This window comes from Sinorhizobium meliloti, assembly GCF_017876815.1.
In the GTDB taxonomy this organism is placed as follows: Bacteria; Pseudomonadota; Alphaproteobacteria; order Rhizobiales; family Rhizobiaceae; genus Sinorhizobium; species Sinorhizobium meliloti.
This window is the reverse complement of the sequence record NZ_JAGIOS010000003.1, coordinates 816708-836162: the sequence shown is the minus strand read 5'-3', so window position 1 is coordinate 836162 and position 19455 is coordinate 816708. Positions and strand designations below refer to the sequence as shown.

The window sequence follows — 19455 nt, the reverse complement described above, 5'->3', positions numbered from 1 at the left end:
TTGCGGCCAGGCGCCGTCAGTCCAATGGCAGCCGAGTTGCAAAGAGCCCCGGATCACTGATCCGGGGCTCTATGTTTTGTCGGCCTTTACTCAGCCGCCGCCGCTCATGCTGCAAGCCGAGAAGGCGCCGGACATTGCTGCCGGTAACGAGGCGTGCCTCCTGCTCATTCAGCCCGGCTCGTAACAGACTACCTCGAAATTCGTCCCGGTTGAGAGCTGCAAGGATTGGCCAATCAGTGCCGGTGAGCACGCGTTCTGGGCCGAAACAGTCCGTGAGCGTGCGAATGATGTCCGGATCATGCCCCATCGTATCGAAGTAGACGTCGGGCCGCCGTCCTATCGCCCGCTCGGCGCGGCCGTATACGCCGCCGCGCCGCGTGAACGAGTGCGCCAAGACCGAGGGTCGCAAAGACCAGGTGCAGGTCCGGCAGTTCGTCGCGAAATGGGCGACTGGATGACCGACAGGAATGCGACGCCGAACTTTTCCCCACTGCCCACACGGCACCCATCGAGAGGGATGCGGCAAACGCCGTGGACTGAGTAGGTTTTTTCAGAAATGCGAGAGATCTTGGGAATCTTCTATCTCGATATTTTAGTGTATTTTATATGGTCTGACTATCGCCCTTGAGGGTGCGGGAGAAATCGGCGCTGCCGTGGGCGCGCCCTTAGGGATACTAAGATGACATCAAGAAAGACTGCGATTTTGAAGCTTACGCGACGCGCGTTCCTCCTTTCCTCCGTTGCACTTGCAACCGCGACTGCCATGCCAGTGCTGCCGGTGCCCTCGTTCGCTGCCGAGGAGCCGACGCGCGGCGGCAGCGTCTCGATCAACATCGGCACGGAGCCGCCGGTTCTCGTGCTCATTGCCCACAGTGCCGGCGCTGCCTATTACATCAGCGGCAAGGCGACCGAGAGCCTGCTGAGCTACGACAAGGATTTCAATCCTCAACCTCTGCTCGCCACGGAGTGGACGGTGAGCGAAGATGGCCTGCGCTACTGGTTCAAGCTGCGTCAGGACGTGCGCTGGCACGACGGCAGGGATTTCACTGCTGAAGACGTCGCTTTTTCAATCCTGGCGCTGAAGGAGAACCATCCGCGCGGCCGGGCGACCTTCGCGCATGTGAAAGAGGCGAATGTCCTCAATTCGCATGAGGTGGAACTGACCCTTGCGAAACCGGCTCCGTACCTGCTGACCGCCTTCGCCAGCTTCGAAGCGCCGATCGTTCCCAAACATCTCTACGAGGGAACGAAGATTGCTGAAAACCCGCACAACGTCGCGCCGGTTGGCACCGGCCCTTACAAGTTCGTCGAATGGGTTCGCGGAAGTCACGCGCTTTTCGTGCGCAACGAAGACTATTGGGGGTCGCCAAAGCCGTACCTCGACCAGATCATCTTCCGGTTCATCGTCGACCCCGCCGCAGCTGTGGCCGCGATCGAGACCGGCGAGGTGCAGGTCTCGACGGCCAACCTGCCGCTGACCGATATCGACCGGCTGAAGGCCAAACCGAACCTCGTCGTCGATACCGACCCGGCGCCGTATTCACCGAGCATTGCCCGCGCGGAGTTCAACCTTGAGAACAAGTATCTGGCCGACATCAAGGTGCGACATGCGATCGCGCATGCGGTCGACAAGGATTTCATCGTCAACACCGTCTACCTCGGCTACGCCACCCGCCTCGACGGACCGGTTAGCCCGGACCTTGCGCAGTTCTACTCGCCGGACCTTCCCAAGTACGAGTTCGACCCGGCGAAGTCCGAGAAGCTTTTGGATGAGGCAGGTTACGCGCGCGGCGCCGATGGTTTTCGCTTCAAGCTGTTCATCGATCCGACCCAGCCGTCCGGTCCTCCCAAGCAGACCGCGGAATACATCGCACAGGCGCTTGCCAAGGTTGGCATCAAGGTGGAACTGCGAACGCAGGACTTCGCGACTTTCGTCAAGCGCGTCTTCACTGATCGAGACTTCGACATCGCCATCGAGGGCATGAGCAATCTCTACGACCCGACCGTCGGCGTCCAGCGCCTCTACTGGTCGAAAAACTTCAAACCGGGCGTCCCCTTCACCAACGGTTCCAAATATTCGAATCCGGAAGTCGACCGGCTGCTCGAAACGGCCGCCGTCGAGATCGACCCGAAGAAGCGGTTGGAACTCTTCAACGAGTTCCAGAAGCTGGTGGTCGAGGACTTACCGACGCTCGATATCGTCACGCCGGCGGTGATCACCGTCTACGACAAGCGGGTGAAGAACCTGAAACTGGGTGTCGAGCATCTCTGGAGCAACGGGGCGGACATTTATCTCGACGGGCAATCGTAATGATCCCGGCGTAATCGTCGGAGGCGCCAGTGCAGCCGGCGGGTCGACCGACTGCACTCTCCTTTTCTTCATTTTCGGAGTTGACGTGTGACGATAACCAAGGCGCTGACCGAGTCCCGCCCAACACGCGCGGAACTTCTTGCGCGCATTCCTGCCTTCGTGTCCGAAGTCGCAAAGGGTGCGGCCGAGCGAGATCTTTCGCGTAAGCTCCCCTTCGAAGCCTTTGAGCTTTTCCGTGAACTGGAACTTGGGACCCTCCGTGTCCCGGTTTCACTCGGGGGGCCGGGCGGTTCGGTTGCCGACTATATCGAGATGATAGCCGCGATTGGCGCTGCCGATTCGAACGTCGCACATGCGCTGAGAGCGCATTTCAACTATGTTGAAAACGTCATCTTGAGCGAACCTCGCGAGCGCGACGGCGGTGCGATTGAATTGATCCTCGCTGGAAAGCTCTTCGGCGGTGCCCACACCGAGCAGGGCACGGCCCGTCCTGGACAGGTGACGACGAAGATTGTCAGGCAGGGTGAAACCTATAGGCTCAACGGCCGAAAATGGTACGCCACCGGAACGGCCTTCGCCGATTTTGCTTCGTTCAGTGCGCTGGATGAGGAAGGGCAGGCAGTCGGTGTTCTGCTGCCAGTCGACAGGCAAGGCATCACAATTCTCGACGATTGGGATGGCATGGGGCAGCGACTAACGGCAAGCGGCAGTGTGATCCTCGACAATGTCGAGGTATTTCCGCACGAGTTGTCCCGCCGCACCCTCGACAGTCTCGTTGGCCGGCATTGTTCGACACTGCGCCAGTTGCATCTGGCGGCGAGCGCCGCCGGCGCCGTGCGCAACGTTCTGTCGGACGGGCTCGCCTATGTCCGGAAACAGGCGCGCTCCGCCGCCCACAGCAGCGCCGAAACGGCAAGTGAAGATTCTTTCGTCCAGCAGGTTATCGGCGAAATCGCTGCGAATTCCTTTGCTATCGATGCGGCGGTCGCAACAGCTGCGGAGGCGCTGGACCGCTCGGCTGCCGCACTCGGAGTGGGAACGGATGTCGAGATCGAGGATGCCTTGATCGCCAGTGCGCTTTCGACGGCGCGAACGCAACTCGTTCTTGGTCAGCTCGGATTGCGAAGCGCCGGGCGCATGTTCGAGCTCGGAGGCGGGTCGGCGACCTCCCGCAACAACAACTTCGATCGGCACTGGCGCAATATCCGCACGATACTCAACCACAACCCGTTGCTGCACAAATCGCGTGTGCTGGGCGACTATCTGCTGAACGGCACGACCACGCATCTGAGGGAAGGGAAGGTGTTTTGAGGGGGCCCCGCAAGCATCACCCTCTCAAGACAGGGGGCCGCACGCTCTCCCATGGTGAACGCTAATGCTTCGTGATGTTCGAGATAGTGAAACCCCGTCCTCGAAAAAGAGACGGAGAGGTCCGCGACGTTCAGGCGGATAGCTTCGTGTTGGTTGAGCACGTACGGGCGAAGGCCATCTGCCGCGCCTCCTCCCAGAGGCACAAGCGCCATCTGGCTTTCGCTGCCTAACCGTCTCGAAACGTCCCAAGCATAGCGGTCTGGCAGGGGTCAGGGCTGTGAACAACACAATCGCCAGTGGCGCATACGTCCTTCATTCGCCCAACGTTCCAATTTCGTGCTTCGAAGATCGCATATGTATCGAGTGCAACGGCAACCGGGAGCGAGTCGCATGCGGTAATAGCGGTAATACCAAGCCTCACAATGGCGCGGCAACCGACGCCGCCGTTGGGTCTTTGGCCACCACGCGAGCGGAATTCCTGATCCTCTCCAATCATTGCCGGTTGGGCTAAGCTTCCCGTGCCGGAGGCGAAAGTTGGATCGTGGAGCTGACCACTTCGGATTCCAAGTGCGAGGATCTCGGCAAACGGTTGGAGGACCGCAGCCTGTGCTGATGCGTGCTGGCTGATCCAGATCAAGTGGGAACAAAAGCGCCGAGCCGCTCGTTCGAGCGTCTGTGGCGGCGCAAGTCGCGTCCTCCAAACCGGGAGACCCCCATGGGCAGTGCAAAGGACAAAGTGGCCGGCAAGGCCAATGAGCTCGCTGGTAAGGCCAAGAAGGCCGCGGGCGATGCAACCGACAACAACTCGCTCCGCGCCAAAGGCGCAGCGCAAGAGGCAAAGGGCGGTGCCCAGCAAGCCAAGGGAAAGTTAAAGGACGCAGTTAAAGGCGCTGTCGACAAGACTTAAAGCAGTGAAGCTGCGGTTGGTGGCAACCTGTTCCCGCGCCTGCCGGGCCGCTTCGGGTGAAGAATGAGGGTCCCCGGCCGCTCCGGCAATCTTTCTGGCCGGAGCTGACGTGCAGAGACGGCGCGCCATCATGGCCTCAAGCCAGCCGACGATCGTGAAGCTCTCCGACCATCCGGACATAGCCGCGCCTCAACCGATTATCCCTGCAATCAAGTTCGATACAGACCCCGGGGGCTTACCCCATGGGCCTGAGGCGTCGCTGCAGATAAGACAATCGCACCCTTTCAATCAATCAGTCGGCTTGAAGAGCGGCTCCAGCACCATGTTCTCTAGGCGCCACCATCCGATAATCGCACGATGGATGCCGGTGGTTCCACCTTCCGGATCGGTCGCTTCGTCGCTCAATCGGCTTGCCAAATTCCATGCGCAGGAAAAGCGAGTTTGAGCGCGCCGATCACGTATGGCACATTGCGCACGGGCGCCGCACAATCGCCTCCATCTCGGCTTTCCCGTCTGGCGTTCGGGGGGTAGTTTCATCCAGCTAAGCAAGGAGGTTGATATGCGAACCGATAGACTTGCCGAAGTCGTGAAACGAGCTCTTCTGGTCGGAATGCTGCAGCTCGGTTATATCGGTCTCGCTCAGGCGGACACGACGATCCTGAACGTGTCCTATGACTCGACACGGAAACTCTACAAGGAATTCAACGCCGCCTTTGCCGAAAAATGGCAGGCGGATACGGGCGAGACGGTGACGATCCAGACATCGCATGGCGGCTCCGGAAAGCAGGCGCGCTTGGTGATCGACGGCCTGAACGCCGATGTGGTGACGCTCGCGCTTGAAGCGGACATCGTCGCGATTGCGCAGGCCACCGGCAAGATCCCTGTTGATTGGAAAACCCGTCTTGAGAACGACAGCGCTCCCTACACCTCGACGGTCGTCTTTCTCGTCCGCAAGGGTAACCCGAAAGGCATCAGGGATTGGAGCGATCTGACCAAGGAAGGCATCCAGGTGATCACGCCTAACCCGAAGACCTCGGGCGGCGCCCGCTGGAATTTCCTGGCGGCCTGGGCGTGGGCGCGGGCGACGAACAACGGCGACGATGCCAAGGCGGAGGAATATGTGGCGCAACTCTTCAAGCATGTTCTCGCTCTCGACACTGGCGCGTGGGGAGCGATGACCACCTTCGTCCAGCGCGGTCTCGGCGACGTGCTGCTCGCCTGGGAAAACGAAGCCTACCTCGCGCTCGAAGAACTCGGCCCCGACAACTTCGATATCGTTACGCCCTCGATTTCGATCAGAGCCGAGCCGCCGGTGGCGCTTGTCGACGGCAATGTCGACCGTAAGGGCACGCGCAAGATGGCGGAAGCCTACCTCAATTATCTCTACAGTGATGTGGGGCAGAAGATCGTCGCCAAACACTACTATCGGCCGTTCAAGCCCGAGGCAGCGGATCAGAAGGACATCGACCGCTTCGCCGATCTCACACTGGTCACCATTGACGAGTTCGGCGGATGGAAGGAAGCTCAGCCGAAGTTCTTCGGCGCTGGCGGTATCTTCGATCGTATCTATAGTCCCGGACGATAGTCAGCGCTCGGCGGCGCCGTATTTGGCCTTTGCGACAGTGACGATTTGCGGCTGGTCGAAGACATTGAAAGGCGCACAGAGATGGAAGTCCGGGTCGAGAGCCTCCGCAAAGAATTCGGCCGCTTCCCGGCGCTCGTCGACGTCACACTCGACATCCTCTCCGGCGAGCTGATTGCGCTCCTCGGCCCGTCGGGTTCAGGAAAGACGACGCTGCTCAGGCTAATTGCTGGCCTCGAAAGCCCGACCGAGGGCATGATCTTCTTCGGCGACGAGGACGCATCGAAGAGGACCGTCCAGGAGCGCAATATCGGCTTCGTCTTCCAGCACTACGCCCTGTTCCGCCACATGACGGTGCTCGACAATGTCACATTCGGGCTCAAGGTACGGCCCGCCAACCGGCGGCCGCCCGCCGCAGAGATCCGCCGTCGTGCGCTCGACCTCATCGACTTGGTGCAGCTCTCTGGGCTCGAAAAACGCTATCCGGCCCAGCTTTCTGGGGGCCAGCGGCAGCGGGTGGCGCTCGCCCGCGCTATGGCGGTCGAACCGAGCGTGCTGCTGCTCGACGAGCCCTTCGGCGCGCTCGACGCGCAGGTTCGCAAGGAACTTCGCCGGTGGCTCCGCGAAATCCACGACCGCACCGGGTACACGACCCTCTTCGTCACCCATGACCAGGAAGAGGCACTCGAGCTTGCCGACCGCGTCGTAGTGATGAGCAAGGGCGCGATCGAGCAAGTCGGCACCCCCGACGAGATCTACGATCACCCCGTCTCGCCTTTCGTCTACGGCTTCATCGGTCAGTCCAATTGTCTCAACGTCACGCTTGCCAATGGTGAGATCTGGTTCGAGGGTCGCCCAATCGGCCTTCGCGCCGCGAACGAGCAGGACGGGCAGGCAACCCTCTTCTTCCGCCCGCACGACGTCGAGCTCATTGAGGGTGGCAGTGGCTGTCTCGCCGGGCGTGTCACGGCGAGTCGGCGTGTAGCGGGCACGCGCCACCTCGAATTGGATCTCGGCAAGACACAGTCGTCGATCGAGGTTGAGTTGCCGCCCGAGCTGGCGTCCTCGGCCGACCGCACCTGTATCGCGCTCCGCCCCACGAAGTGGAAGCTGTTTTGTGGCGAGTAGCCTGGGAGGAGCGTTCATGACGTCGATTTCAAGCCGTGGACTTAAGGCAGTCTGCAAATTTAGCAGATCTAGCAGCTCGTGCGCCTCCGATGCGGATAGTTCCCAGCATCCTTTCATCGTGGGGGTGGATGGCCGACAACCCGCTAAAGACGTCGAAGACCGTCCAGGTCGCGCCTAGTTTCCCGCCTCGAGTCGTACCTCCTGGTGATCATCCAGGGAGTTTAAGCAAGACCGGGATGATCGGTTGGAATTTCTGTGCAGACCCAAGCAGATTGCGGATGGCCATTTTGGTGCAGTGGCTGAAGCAGAATGCCGCGGCGCCGCCGACTGATCGCGAGATGCGGCGCCCAAGCCAAAGGGCAATGAATTGTTAGATCGTCTTGCTGGTGGAGCTGGTGAGCCGAAACAGTTCTAGTTTCTCGGCGAGTTCGCTTTCCGACACCGGTTTGCCTATCGTTGCGAGCGCTGTCTCCGGATACTCAGCGGCGATCGCTTCCTGTCCGGTGACAAAGATGCTTGGAATGCCGCGCTGGCGAAGCCACTTTGCGGCAGCCGGGCCGGTGCGCCCATCGGCCAGATCGATATCTACCAGCACCCCGTCGACCTCGATCGTCTCTATCCTGCCAACCAGGTCGGCGAAGCTGCTGGCGGAGCCTGTAAAGACATACCCCAGATCCTCGATCATCGCCTCAATGTGAAAGACGATCAGCGGGTTGTCTTCGAGATAGAATATCCGCAACGGCGACACGGAAGGAGCCATACCTTAATCTCCTATACCTCCGGCTGCCTCGGTGATACGCGCGAAAGCGGGCCCGATACGATGCAACGCAATCCCTGCGGATGAAACAGGATGACCGGCGGCGTGCCAAACTGACTAGACAACGCCGAGCGGATGTACCGCGTTCCATATCCACTCCTCGACGGCTCCGACACTGACGGACCTCCACTCTCGACCCATTCAAGGCTCAGCAGATCGGCCTCTTGCGAAACGGACCATTGCAAGCTGACCCGGCCTTCTGGTGTCGAGAGCGCACCATACTTGAGCGCGTTGGTCGCCAGCTCGTGGAGGCAAAGCGCAAGCGTGGTCGCTGCATCCGGACGCAGCAGGACCGTTGGACCTGTGAAGACGAGGCGATCCGTGCCTCTTACTCGGTATGGACTGAAGGTCAGTTCAACAACGCTGGAGAATTCGACCGCTTCACCGTCCGCCTGAAAGACCGCCGAATGTACGTTGGCAAGCGCCGCGAGCCGGCCCGCGAAATCTTCGGCGAACTCATCGAGTGAAACAGCGCGTCGCCGGGTCATCTGGAAGATGGAGGAAATGCTGGCCAAGATGTTCTTTACTCGATGGTTGAGCTCGCGTCGCAGTTCGATCTCGCGCTCGATGCGATCGCGTATGTCGCGTTGACGCAGACGCGCCAGCAGAATCGACTGGATACCGCTTAGCAATTCCAGCGTGGTGACAGGACGCTGGTAATAGAGCTGGCGTGAGCGGGGCCAGGCTGCCGACAGCTCGGCGCGGACGCGGGCCTGAGGCACTGCGCGATCCAGCAGGATGACGAGGGGCATCTCAGACCACTCAGGCTGGTCGATCAAATACCGGCGGATCACCTCCAGGACCTCCGGATTAAGCGCCTCGTGGGTCGCGACAAGAACTCCTGGACCCTGTTCCAACAGCGCCGTCAGCTCTTCCACGCCCTCCGCGCGCCGGACGGGCAAGCCATTTTGGGCCAAGAGCGCTTCCAAATGCTCGGCGTCGCGCCGATAAGGAGCCATCGTCAACACCCAGTCGAGAGGGCTGTCGGTCGCGTCCACGAGCGATCACACCTCCGGGAGCGGGTTATACGCGATCACCGAGACGCCCGAGCTTTGAATGAACAATTCGCGTACATCGAGATCGTGCGGGCCATGCCGCTTCTTCACGACCGTGATGCTGCGCCGGAGCCTGCCCTCGTGTTCCGCAATTCGCAGCAGAAGCACGGTGTCACCCAGAAAGCTCACATCGACGTCAATGCCTACGCCCTGGCCGAGCAGACCGTGTTGCGCGACGATGAGAATCGTGAGGACGCCGGCCCGGGCGAGATATTTGAGGAGCGACTGTATGTCGCGAACCGCTTTCTCACGATGTGGCAGCGAATTCAAATATCCAGTGAAGCTGTCGATTACGACGACCTTCACCTTTTCACTGTTCACCGATTGCTGGACGATCTGGCCGAACTCTCCCGGCGAGATCTCGTTGGGATTGAAGTCGCGGAGGATCAGCTGGCCATCCTCATGGAACTGACGCAGAGCCATTCCCAGCCCCTCGGAGCGCCGGAAGAATGTCTCGATTCGTTCCTCGAACAGGAAGAGCCCAACACTTTCACCGCGCTTGAGGGCTGCAGTCGCATAGAGCGACGCCATCGTCGATTTACCGGTGCCCGCCTGGCCTATGACGAGCGTTGTCGTTCCCGATTCCTGCCCGCCGCCGAACATTTCGTCCAGAGTATCGACACCCGACTTGATCAGCTGCGGCTTGACGGTTCTCGCCGCCGCACCCGGTACGATTCGCGGGAACACGACGACGCCTTCGCCCTCGCGGATCGCCATGTCGTGATAGCCATCGGCGACGGGAACGCCACGCATCTTACTCACCTCAATGCGGCGGCGAACGCCCCCATATTCTTCGAGTGATTTGTCCAGGCGAATGACCCCGTGGGCGATGCCGTCGACCTCTTCGCCCGTTCGATCCGTCTCGGAGGTTTGCGTGTCGAGCAACAGTGCCACGATGTTGCGCTGGGCGAGGAACGCTTTGAAGGCGATCAGCTCGCGTCGGAATCGGGGTGAATCGGCGGTAATCAGCCGGATTTCCAACAGGGAATCATAAACCAATCGGCTCGGCTTATGCTCTTCGATTGCGCTTTCGATCGCTTTTCTCGTCTCGTCCAGACGGAGTTCAGTCGTCTGGAAGATGGTCTGGTCGGCGGCCCGGTTTATCGAATCTGAAGCGGAAAGTTCCTCCACGCGGATTCCATCGAGGGTCCAGCCGTGCGACCGCGCGATCGCCTCCAACTCGGCTCTGGTCTGAGACAGGCTGACATAAATGCAGGGCTCGCCCAGCGCGACACCAGCGCGGAGGAATTGCAGCGCCGCGGTCGTCTTGCCCGACCCCGGTGCGCCCTGGACGATGTAGAGATTTGATGCTGGCAAGCCGCCGCGGAGGATTTCGTCTAGCCCAGAGATACCAGAGCTCACCACTGTCTGCTTCTTGCGCTCTGCCACGTTCACCTCTCGATGATGTTCAACATTGAAGACGAGAATGGAAGTTAGGGCGTCCAGGTATGATTTCGAGTTCTAAACAGAGCAGAAGGACGGCGAGCCGCTAAAGCCTGCGGGTCGCACAGTGCTAACCCGCCTCACCGTGCATCCTACGAAACAGCATAAGAGCAGCGGCTCCATCTTCGTAACGGCCGAGAGCCGTCTCTATAAGGCAAGCAAGCGGTTCACGTGATTCGCTGAAATGTTAGGGATCGATAGGGGCGGAATGTTGATCAACCCACGCTGGACCGGCAGCGGCGGCCGCCAGTCCCAGCCGGGCTCCGCGGCGCGAAACTGTCGGATAATTAAAAGGGGTGGACGAGGGAGGTTGTCAGACCGGCCGAGATTGCAGAAGCTCTTTGGCGTTAGACTTCAGTCCTATTCAAACCTAGTTGTAGACTCTTATTGCACCTCGGAATGGCCAAGAGAGGATCGAGGATAATCATTCTACTGCTGGTCCTCGTCCTGCTCGTGATCGCGATCTACGGCTTTCTTGGGATTTCAACAGCTGATCTAACTGCATCTCAGTCCCGATTTACTCCTAAGGCCGCGAGCCAGGTCATGGCAAATATCGCAACGATACCAAGGAGAATCATGATGCCAGCGACGTTGACCGGGTCCATTCGGGTTTCCCTCCGTCTATCGCGCAGGCGACGGTATGTTCCGCATGAATCTGTCGAAAGCTAAGAGGCGCCAAGAAGGGCAGCGCTCCCGGATTGAAAAGGAGCGCTGCAGTTGGTCGACTTGTGCGATTGTCCGCTAAGCCAACGTTTCAGCGGAGAACTTCCGTCTGAATAGGAACTCTCTTTTAACCGCTTGCTTGTTGAAATGTTCCTTAAACTGGGTCCAGATCTAGCTACGCGCGGCTGATGCCCGGTGATGCCGCTGCTAGCGCGGAGTGCGCACTTAGATAATGACTTGCTCTCCCAGCTCGACGACTCGATTAGCTGGCAGATGAAAGTACTCGGTTGGATCAATCGCCGAGTCCGCCATGGCGATGAAGAGCTTGTCTTGCCATTGGGGCAGCCCTGACTGGGGGTCGGCTATCAGCTTGCGCCGGCCGAGATAAAAGGACGTCGACATGATCTCGAACTTGAAACCCTCCTTTCGACAGCGCGCCAGCGCCCGTGAGACATTCTGATCGTCCATGAAGCCGAACCTCAGCTCCAGCAGGCTGAACCGATCAGACAGCTTTGTAATTGTGTAGCGGTCCTTCTCGGGCACGTAAGGGACCCGGGCGGTCTTGATGGTCATGATGACGTTGTGCTGATGAAGGACGTGATTGTGCTTGATGTTGTGCAACAGAACTGCCGGCGTCGTGTCGGGCGTGGCGGTCAGGAAGATCGCTGTTCCGGGGACTTGGACAGGAGCATGCTCGGACTTTCGTTCGACTATGGCCATGAACTGGCTCAGCGGGATGTCCTGACGGGCGGTCTTCTCGCGCAGCACGCTGACACCCTTCCGCCAGGTCCACATCATCGTGATCAAGGTGCCGGCGATGAGGATGGGCACGTAGCCCCCGTGGTGAACCTTCAACAGATTGGCGCCGAGGAAGACCAGTTCGAGACTGAACAGGGGAAGCAGGACAGCTATGGCTGTCAAAGCGGGCCAGCCCCATTGGCGCCGAACGAATTCGAAGGCGAGAATGGTATCGATCACCATCGCGCCCGTAATGGATACGCCGTATGCGGGGGCAAGGGCTTCGGAGCTACCGAACATCAGCATGAGGGCGAGAACACCGGTCAAAAGGATGGTGTTGACCAAGGGCAGGTAAATCTGACCCGTTTGCGTTTCCGAGGTGTAGCAGATTTCGAAGCGGGGCAGGAAGCCGAGATGGATCGCTTGCCGTATAAGCGAAAAGGCTCCGGTGATCACCGACTGGCTGGCGATGATCGTTGCGGCCGTGGCAAGGATCACCATCGGCAACAAGGCCCAGCTTGGAAACATCAGGAAAAACGGATTGGAGATGGCATCGGGATGGGACAAAACCAGCGCGCCCTGCCCGAGATAGTTCAACGCGAGGGCGGGAAAGACGACCGCAAACCAGGCTGCCTGGATGGAATGGCGACCGAAATGGCCCAGATCGGCATAAAGCGCTTCAGCTCCGGTCACGGTGAGGAAGATGGCGCCGAGTACGATAAAGCCGATGAGGCCGGCATTCCATAAAAAACCGATCGCATTGAGCGGGTTAAAAGCCGAAAGGATCGCCAGATCGTCGCCTATATGCGCAACGCCGGCAGCTGCCATCACGAGAAACCAAACGAGCGTGATCGGGCCGAAGAAGACGGAAACGGCACCGGTCCCGCGTGACTGGACGGCAAAAAGCAGCAGGATTATCACGACGGAGATCGGCAGAACGTAGTCGTGAAGCGCCGGCGCGACGAGCTTCAAACCCTCAACGGCCGACAGTACCGACAGCGCCGGGGTGATCATCGCGTCACCGATGAACAGGGCGGCGCCTAGAACGCCGGCAAAAAACATGAGGACCGGATATTTGGTGCCCTTCTTCAGCAACAGGGCGAGCAGGGACAAAGTGCCACCCTCACCCTCGTTGTCGGCCCGAAGCAGAACGAGCACATATTTGATGGTCACGATGGCGGTCAGCGTCCAGAGTACCAGCGACACGAGACCGATGACTTCGTCCCGCCCAACGCCACCTGGGCCAAACGGGCGCAGTGCGGCCGACATTCCCGACAGCACGCTGGTCGATTGCTCGACGGTGACAAACGGAGGTCACGGCAGCGGGCCCGTTGGTGGCGTGGAGCTGCAAGGCGCCTCCTCGACGGCCACGAAGATCGCATAAAGTATCGACTGCGGGAAGCATTCGGTCTGGAGCCGGATAGTGTCCACTGTGGATTTAAGTGGACACTATGATTGGGTGGACCAGTTCCAAGGAAGGAGTTCGTCGATCCCATTTGCGGGATTTTCGGCGATGCGATTGATGATGTCGGCGCTCCATCCGCGAGATCAAGCTGTGCATCGAACCGGTCCTGACGCCGCTTCAGGAGGTCTGGCCGCTCCTGCTCCAATGCATGTGCGGTCTTTTTTTGAATATGAAGCCGCGCTTGCGCAGCCAGACGTCGAGGGTGCTGCGGCCGATAGAGACGGATCGGTCCTCTTCCAGACGCAAAACCATCTCGTTCAGCGTGATGTCCTTCGACGCCTCGATCATGCCGATGATGAAGACGAGCTCGGCGTCATCGGCCGCACGGGACCGCCAGTTGCGAAAACCGTGGCTCCACCACTCCAAGAAGAGATCGACCCAGGGACGGTGATGCGGAAAGGAGATCTCGATCTGCACCTGCTCGCGCGAGGCGACGCGACCATGGAAAGCCTGAGCATTCCGCAGGATGCGCCGGATCATTGCGTGATTTTCCGCATCGACCGGCACGGCAAATTCGCGGCCGACCAGGAAATGCGAGAGATCGGCCAGAAGCGGCAGATCGGGCCTGTGGTCCAGCAGATCCAGCGTGAAGAACAGGTCCGTGGTCATCCTGTCGCGATGCGTTTCGATGAACACCGGAATGCCCGCATCTTCGGCGAGCCGCATCCACCCGTCGAGCAGCGGCAGGCAGTCCTCGACCAGGCGGAAGCGGATGCCGGGTTGAAGATTGATGTGGCTTACCGGGAATTCCGCGGCAAGCTCCAGCGGTAGGCGCAGATCCTCGACGGAATGCGGGAAGCAGACGCCTTCGATCTTCAGGCCGCTGCCGCGGATGGCCTCGTTGAGGCGCACGACATCGTGTCGATTGGTATAATGAGCGCTGATCCCATCGAACCCAGCCCCCGAAATCGCTGCGATGTTTTCATCGAGACTGCGTTCGTGTCCGTCCGTGTGCCGGCGTTCCATGGCCCAGAGCGACTGGAAAATCAGCAGCTTTTGCCGCCCGTGCGCTCTTCAACAGCGCCTTGAGGTTCAAGCCTGGGTCGGCCAATGCTGCGGGCTCCGGCTTCGTTCCAGAGGCAATCAACATCTCGGCCAGCTTGATGTCCTTGGCCAAGCCATTGCCGATGCCAAGCCCCGCCGCAGCCACAAGGCGCCCATCGTCCAGGTAGAACTGAAGCTCGCCGGTCGCGACTGAACGGACGACGCACTTTTGCGCAGGCTGCGGGAGCCCTGCGACTTGGAGTCCAAGGTCGTACTGATCGGACCAGAACCACGGGATGGCGGTAAAAGTCTCGGTGGCACCGGCCATGTTCCGGGCGACGGTCTCGGCCTGCGTCCTCGCATTCCGCCAGCTTTCAAATCGAGTGTGTCCGCCACCTGGTTGCGCCACCGCCGCACAATCACCTGCGGCGAAAACGTTTGGTGCACTGGTGCGGAGACGCCCGTCGGTTAGGATTCCGTTACCCGTGGCCAGTCCTGCGGTGTCCGCCAGCGCGGTTTCAGGCAAAACGCCGATGGCGCTAACGACGAGATCGGCGGGCACCATGCTCCCATCGGTCAGAGCAACCCCATCGTCGCTGAGTGCCATGACACCCCGGCCCAGATGGAACCGCACGCCTTCGGCCGCATGCCTGGCGTGCAGCTTTTCGGCAAAGCGCGGAGGGACGGCTCGTCCCAGAGGTTTCGGCGCGGCTTCGATCACGCTGACCGGGACCTCTTTTCCGCGAAGCACCGCCGCAAGCTCCATTCCGATCAAACCGCCGCCGATGATCGCAACGCTCCGCCCTGGCGCAATATTGGCGAAAATCGCCTCGGCGTCGGCATGGGTGCGGAAGTCGAGCGCGAGTTCCGCGCCTGGGCATGCGAGCCGTCTCGGACGTGCGCCCGTGGCGAGGAGCAGCTTCTCGTACCTCGACACCCGCCCGTCGCTTAAGGTAAGGATTCCGGCGCCGGCATCCAGCTTCGAGGCCGACACACCCTGAAGATAGTCGATGCCGGCCGCCTCCAGCGATTCCTTCGCGCAGATCAATTTCATCTGCACCGCACCGCTCATGGGCTTCGAAAGCGGCGGCCGTTCATAGGGCAGATGGGGCTCGGCTCCGATCAGCGTGACCGATCCGGAATAGCCTGCTTCGCGCAGCGCGAATGCTGCTCGGGTGCCGCATTCCCCGGCACCAATGATGAAGATACCGTCCATCGCATTCTCCAAGTGAAGATGAACCGGCGCATACAGGGCAGGTGCGCCGGTCAGGGGGATCAGTTCTTCTGGCTGTACTGGTCCATGTTCTCGGGCGTCACGAGTTCGAAGGGCACCCAAACCTCCCTGTCGACGCTTTTCCCCCGAGCGAGCGCGACGGCAGCATCCACGGCACTTGCCGACTGTCCTTTGGCGTTCTGGAATACCGTCACGTCCAGATCGCCCGCCGCCATTGCCGCAAGCGCATCCTGGGTCGCATCGATGCCGACGACGATCACATCGTCCATCGACATCCCTGCGGCCTTGAGCGCCTGGATCGCGCCGATCGCCATCTCGTCATTGTTGGCGAAGATCACGTCGATCGGGCGACCGGCGGTGACCCAGTTCGTGGTCAGGTCCATCGCATTGGTGCGCGTCCAGGCGGCGGACTGCTCGTCGGCGATGGTCACGCCCTTGCAATCGCCTTGCACCAGCGTTTCCTTGACCGACGAGGTGCGATCGCGCGACGCCTGGTGAGCCAAATCGCCCATCAAGATGTAGGCCTGCGCATCGCTCACCTTGCCAATTTTCTTCAACAGCTCACAGGCGGCCTCGGCACCGAGCCTTCCCGAGTCGGTCTCCTTCGAACCGACATAGACCTGCTTCTCAGGCAGCCGATCGAGATTTTCCGGCTCGAGATTGAGGTAGACGAGTGGAATCCCTGCTTTGCTCGCATCCTCGCTTATGCCCGCGGCGGCTGACGTATCCGCCAAGGTCATGATAATTGCGTCCACCCCCGAGGCGATGAAGTTGTCCACCTGGCTGCGCTGTTTGGAAATGTCTGTCTGAGCATCCTCGATCTGAAGGTTGACCCCGCTCACCTTGGAAGCTCTTGCATCGAGCCCCTCGCGCAGCAGCGTTTGAAAGTTGTTATCGAAGCTCTGCATCGACACGCCGATCGTCTCGGCCGATGCGGTACCCGCCATCAGGGCGGTGGCCAGGACAGCCGCCACAAAACTCGTTTTCATCTCATCCTCCCATCGGGTGCCGGGCCACCCACTTCGATCCCGGAGGCCCACCTGGCCAGCTTGATGTTGGTGGCCTAGGCCAGAGCCACGCGCACCTCTCCGTCGACCACTTCCGCCGGATAGGTTTTCAGGTTCTCACAGGCGGGAAGCCGGATGGCCTCGCCCGTGCGATAATCGAAGGCGCCGGAATGCTTGGGACATTCCACCTCGAAATCCATGACCAGTCCGTCCGCGAGATGGATCGCCTCGTGCGTGCAGAGCCCTGCGGTGCAGTAAACGCTGTCGTCCGGCCCGCGATAGATCGCGTAGGTGCGTCCGCCGTGGTCGAAGCGGATGGCCCCTTCCTGTTCGATATCGTCAAGCTTGCAGGCTGAAACCCAGGTCATTCGGCAGCCTCCCCGATTCCGACGCGCGCCTTGCGGACCGCGAGTTTTTCCTTCCTCCTGCGGTAGCGTTCCTGCATCCGCGCCTCGCCCTCCGCGGAGCCGTCGTGCCAGGTGCCGAACCACTTATCGAGCGGGATCAAGGTATCGCCGTAGTTCACCTCAAAATACTTGTGGTGCAGGTAGTGAGCATAGGCGTGGCTATCGACCAGTTTATCCTCGCCGATCTCCACCTTGTCGAAGCCGACATGGCCGGGAATGGCCCCGAAGCCCGCGTAATGAAGCTGATAGAGCATCAGCACCGGATTGGAGGGCAGGATCAGGTGATAGAAGGCCGTTCCGAAATAGAGCAGATGCTCGACCGGATGCATCGATAGCGAGGACCAGGGCGAAGGGTTGACTGAATTGTGATGGACCGAATGCACCCACTTGTAGAGCAAAGGGGTGTGGATGAACCGGTGAATGCAGAAGAAATGGAACTCGTGGATGATCGGAACCACCAGCGCGACCAACGCGAGCGTCCAGGGATTTTCCGCAAAGTCGAGCCAGGGCGCATAACCCTTGGCATAGGCCCACAGCATGGCGACCTCGACTGCGGTCCAGATGGTCACGCCCGAGAGGAATGTACGCAGGATGTTGTCGAAGTTCTGGCTTTCGAACCAGAATGCCTTGCTTTTCTGATCGGCCGGGAACCTGCCGTTGTACTTGAAGCGGTTTTCCTGCCGTTTCAAGACATAGAGATGCAGCTCGAAAGCGCCGTAGAATAGAAACACCGAGATCGCGTTCACCACGTAAAGCCACGCGATCCACTCGATGCCGAGTGTCTGCAGCCTTTCCACCGGCGGGATCACCCAGGCCCAGTAGGCCACTGCCGAGGCCGCAAAGATCATGTTCCAGGGAAAGAAGTAGTGCGGCAGCCACTTTAGGACTGCCTTGAGGCGCGGCGGAAAGGCGAATAGGGGGGCGGTTTCGACCGGCTGGTTCGGCGCCCAGTCACCGCGCTTGTTGCGCGTTCCATATTTGAGATCGTCCATAGCGCTCTCCTTCGGGCGGTGGATTGAAGGTCCCGCGCCCGTTCGAATTTTTACGGTGGAAGGAGCGATGCAGTCGCGCCGTGATCCGGTGCGCTGCTCTTGCAGCTCAGGCTCTCCTCCTTGCCGCGAAGTTAGCAGGAGGCCTTCCAAGCTTCGAGACCTTCTTTGATCTAATTAGATCAAAGGCCTTCGGGCGTGATGGTGATGAAGCGAATGGGGGCGTAATCCGGTTCGATCGCCGTCAAGCCGATGCGACGCAGGATCAGATCGAGCGCACGCTGGGCCTGGGCCTCGGGCGCTTGATCCAAGACGACATCCATAATGCCCTCGCGCAGGGCGGCGCGCGTATATTCGGTCATTTCGTGCCCGACGAACAGTACATCCCGGCCGCGCCGATGACGCCGAAGTACATCGATCAGAGCGGAGTTCGCGCCGCCCGCATTATAGAGACCGACCAGGTTCGGATAGATTTCAAGTGCAGTGGACAGGGTTTCGGCGCTGTAGTGTTCTTCGTCGCGAGTGAAGCCGAGCCATTTGAAGGCAATGGGACCGGGGTTGTCGCGAAAGTAGTCGGAGAACCCCCGGATGCGATCGCGGTGTACCTGATAGATAGGATGGCATAGGCCAACGGCCGGCCCCTCTGCCCGCGCCATGCGGGCGATGAAGTGAGCCGCAGTCCGCCCGGCCGCGTAGTTGTCGATGCCGACGAACTCCCCCTTGTCTACGGAGGCTCGGGTCACGACATGGACGACTGGCAGGCCTCTCTCGACGACCGCCTCCACGGCCGCGCTGATCACCGGACTGCTGGGTACGGCAAGGATCAGACCGGCGCGCGTGAGCTCCGCGGACAGGATCCGCCTTGCGATCTCTTCCGGCTTCATCTCTTCGGCGAAGCTGCGGTGTACGACCACCAAAGGATCGAGGGTGTCGGCAATTCTTTCGAACGCCTTGGAAAGCCGCCGATAGAAGGTCGTCTCGGGGCGGACCAGCAGCACTTCGATGCGCAGCAATCCTCGATGGGCGTCGGGAAGCGTGCGCGGGTAGTTCAGTGCGCGCGCGGCAACGACCACCTTCTCGACCAGTTCCGGGCGAACACCTCCGCGCCCGTTCAGGACACGCTCGACCGTTGCGGTCCCTACGCCCGCATGGCGGGCGATGTCGCGATAACTCGGTTTGCTCACTTTCCGGCACCCTCTAATGGGCTGACGCGACCATGGTCGATTCCATGCGCGTGTCCGTTGCTCATACACGTGAGCCCGCAAGCCTCACAGAGGTATGCAGGGAAGTCAAAAGCGGGGGCGAATGGAGACTGGCCGCGGGAAATTTGGTCACGTGACATGTCCGGCTTGCGCCATTCACCGGAAATTGCAGATGCTGGCGGCGAGATCTCCTTGGGTCGAAGGCAGCCGTT

14 protein-coding genes and 3 pseudogenes are annotated in these 19455 nt (G+C 60.3%); 5 read left to right on the top strand and 12 right to left on the bottom strand.

All coding sequences use genetic code 11. The features are described from left to right. Positions 1-16: 16 nt before the first annotated feature. Complete coding sequence (locus JOH52_RS36655) at positions 17-505, bottom strand: amidohydrolase family protein (RefSeq protein ID WP_373865772.1); 489 nt, start codon at positions 503-505, stop codon at positions 17-19. A gap of 174 nt (positions 506-679) precedes the next feature. On the opposite strand from JOH52_RS36655, the gene JOH52_RS30450 reads away from it, so the two are divergent. The 5 genes from JOH52_RS30450 to JOH52_RS30430 all read left to right on the top strand — a co-directional run bounded on the left by JOH52_RS30450 (position 680) and on the right by JOH52_RS30430 (position 7239). Continuing rightward, positions 680-2311, top strand: a complete 1632-nt coding sequence (locus JOH52_RS30450; RefSeq protein ID WP_014531910.1) for an ABC transporter substrate-binding protein — start codon at positions 680-682, stop codon at positions 2309-2311. An 87-nt stretch (positions 2312-2398) separates the two neighbouring features. Then, positions 2399-3622: an acyl-CoA dehydrogenase family protein gene (locus JOH52_RS30445; protein ID WP_014531909.1), complete on the top strand. Its 1224-nt coding sequence runs from the start codon at positions 2399-2401 to the stop codon at positions 3620-3622. Positions 3623-4337: 715 nt separating this feature from the next. Continuing rightward, positions 4338-4529: a CsbD family protein gene (locus JOH52_RS30440; RefSeq protein WP_010968084.1), complete on the top strand. Its 192-nt coding sequence runs from the start codon at positions 4338-4340 to the stop codon at positions 4527-4529. 559 nt (positions 4530-5088) lie between these two features. Then, complete coding sequence (locus JOH52_RS30435) at positions 5089-6114, top strand: sulfate ABC transporter substrate-binding protein (protein WP_010968083.1); 1026 nt, start codon at positions 5089-5091, stop codon at positions 6112-6114. Between the two features lie 81 nt (positions 6115-6195). Next, positions 6196-7239, top strand: a complete 1044-nt coding sequence (locus JOH52_RS30430; protein ID WP_017272654.1) for a sulfate/molybdate ABC transporter ATP-binding protein — start codon at positions 6196-6198, stop codon at positions 7237-7239. A gap of 370 nt (positions 7240-7609) precedes the next feature. On the opposite strand, the gene JOH52_RS30425 is transcribed toward JOH52_RS30430, so the two are convergent. The 11 genes and pseudogenes from JOH52_RS30425 to JOH52_RS30380 form a co-directional block, all read right to left on the bottom strand. Further along, positions 7610-7999, bottom strand: coding sequence for a response regulator (locus JOH52_RS30425; protein ID WP_014531905.1), 390 nt, complete (start codon positions 7997-7999; stop codon positions 7610-7612). 11 nt (positions 8000-8010) lie between these two features. Beyond that, entirely contained in the window at positions 8011-9054 is a 1044-nt protein-coding gene (locus tag JOH52_RS30420) for a sensor histidine kinase (protein WP_014528317.1), read from the bottom strand. 6 nt (positions 9055-9060) lie between these two features. After that, positions 9061-10500: a DUF7125 family protein gene (locus tag JOH52_RS30415; RefSeq protein WP_017266154.1), complete on the bottom strand. Its 1440-nt coding sequence runs from the start codon at positions 10498-10500 to the stop codon at positions 9061-9063. Positions 10501-11442: 942 nt separating this feature from the next. Further along, positions 11443-13218 (bottom strand): annotated as a pseudogene (locus JOH52_RS30410) (potassium transporter Kup); the annotation flags it as partial. Positions 13219-13499: 281 nt separating this feature from the next. Continuing rightward, a pseudogene (locus tag JOH52_RS35540) lies at positions 13500-13738 on the bottom strand (IS630 family transposase); the annotation flags it as partial. Beyond that, a pseudogene (locus JOH52_RS30405) lies at positions 13718-14386 on the bottom strand (sugar phosphate isomerase/epimerase family protein); the annotation flags it as partial. The pseudogenes JOH52_RS30405 and JOH52_RS35540, both read right to left, overlap by 21 nt. Further along, positions 14343-15620 (bottom strand): NAD(P)/FAD-dependent oxidoreductase, encoded by a 1278-nt coding sequence (locus tag JOH52_RS30400; RefSeq protein WP_014531899.1) that lies wholly within the window; start codon positions 15618-15620, stop codon positions 14343-14345. The pseudogene JOH52_RS30405 and the gene JOH52_RS30400, both read right to left, overlap by 44 nt. A 59-nt stretch (positions 15621-15679) precedes the next feature. Beyond that, the gene (locus JOH52_RS30395; protein ID WP_014531898.1) at positions 15680-16627 is read right to left on the bottom strand and encodes a substrate-binding domain-containing protein; all 948 of its coding nucleotides are present in this window, start codon (positions 16625-16627) and stop codon (positions 15680-15682) included. 74 nt (positions 16628-16701) lie between these two features. Beyond that, positions 16702-17013: a Rieske (2Fe-2S) protein gene (locus JOH52_RS30390; RefSeq protein ID WP_010968075.1), complete on the bottom strand. Its 312-nt coding sequence runs from the start codon at positions 17011-17013 to the stop codon at positions 16702-16704. Beyond that, positions 17010-18044 carry a sterol desaturase family protein gene (locus JOH52_RS30385; protein ID WP_014531897.1) on the bottom strand — a complete coding sequence of 345 codons (1035 nt, stop codon included), beginning with the start codon at positions 18042-18044 and terminating at the stop codon, positions 17010-17012. Before JOH52_RS30385 ends, JOH52_RS30390 begins: the two co-directional genes overlap by 4 nt. A 179-nt stretch (positions 18045-18223) precedes the next feature. Then, on the bottom strand, positions 18224-19225 hold the full coding sequence (locus tag JOH52_RS30380; RefSeq protein ID WP_014531896.1) for a LacI family DNA-binding transcriptional regulator: 1002 nt from the start codon (positions 19223-19225) through the stop codon (positions 18224-18226). Positions 19226-19455: the final 230 nt, after the last annotated feature.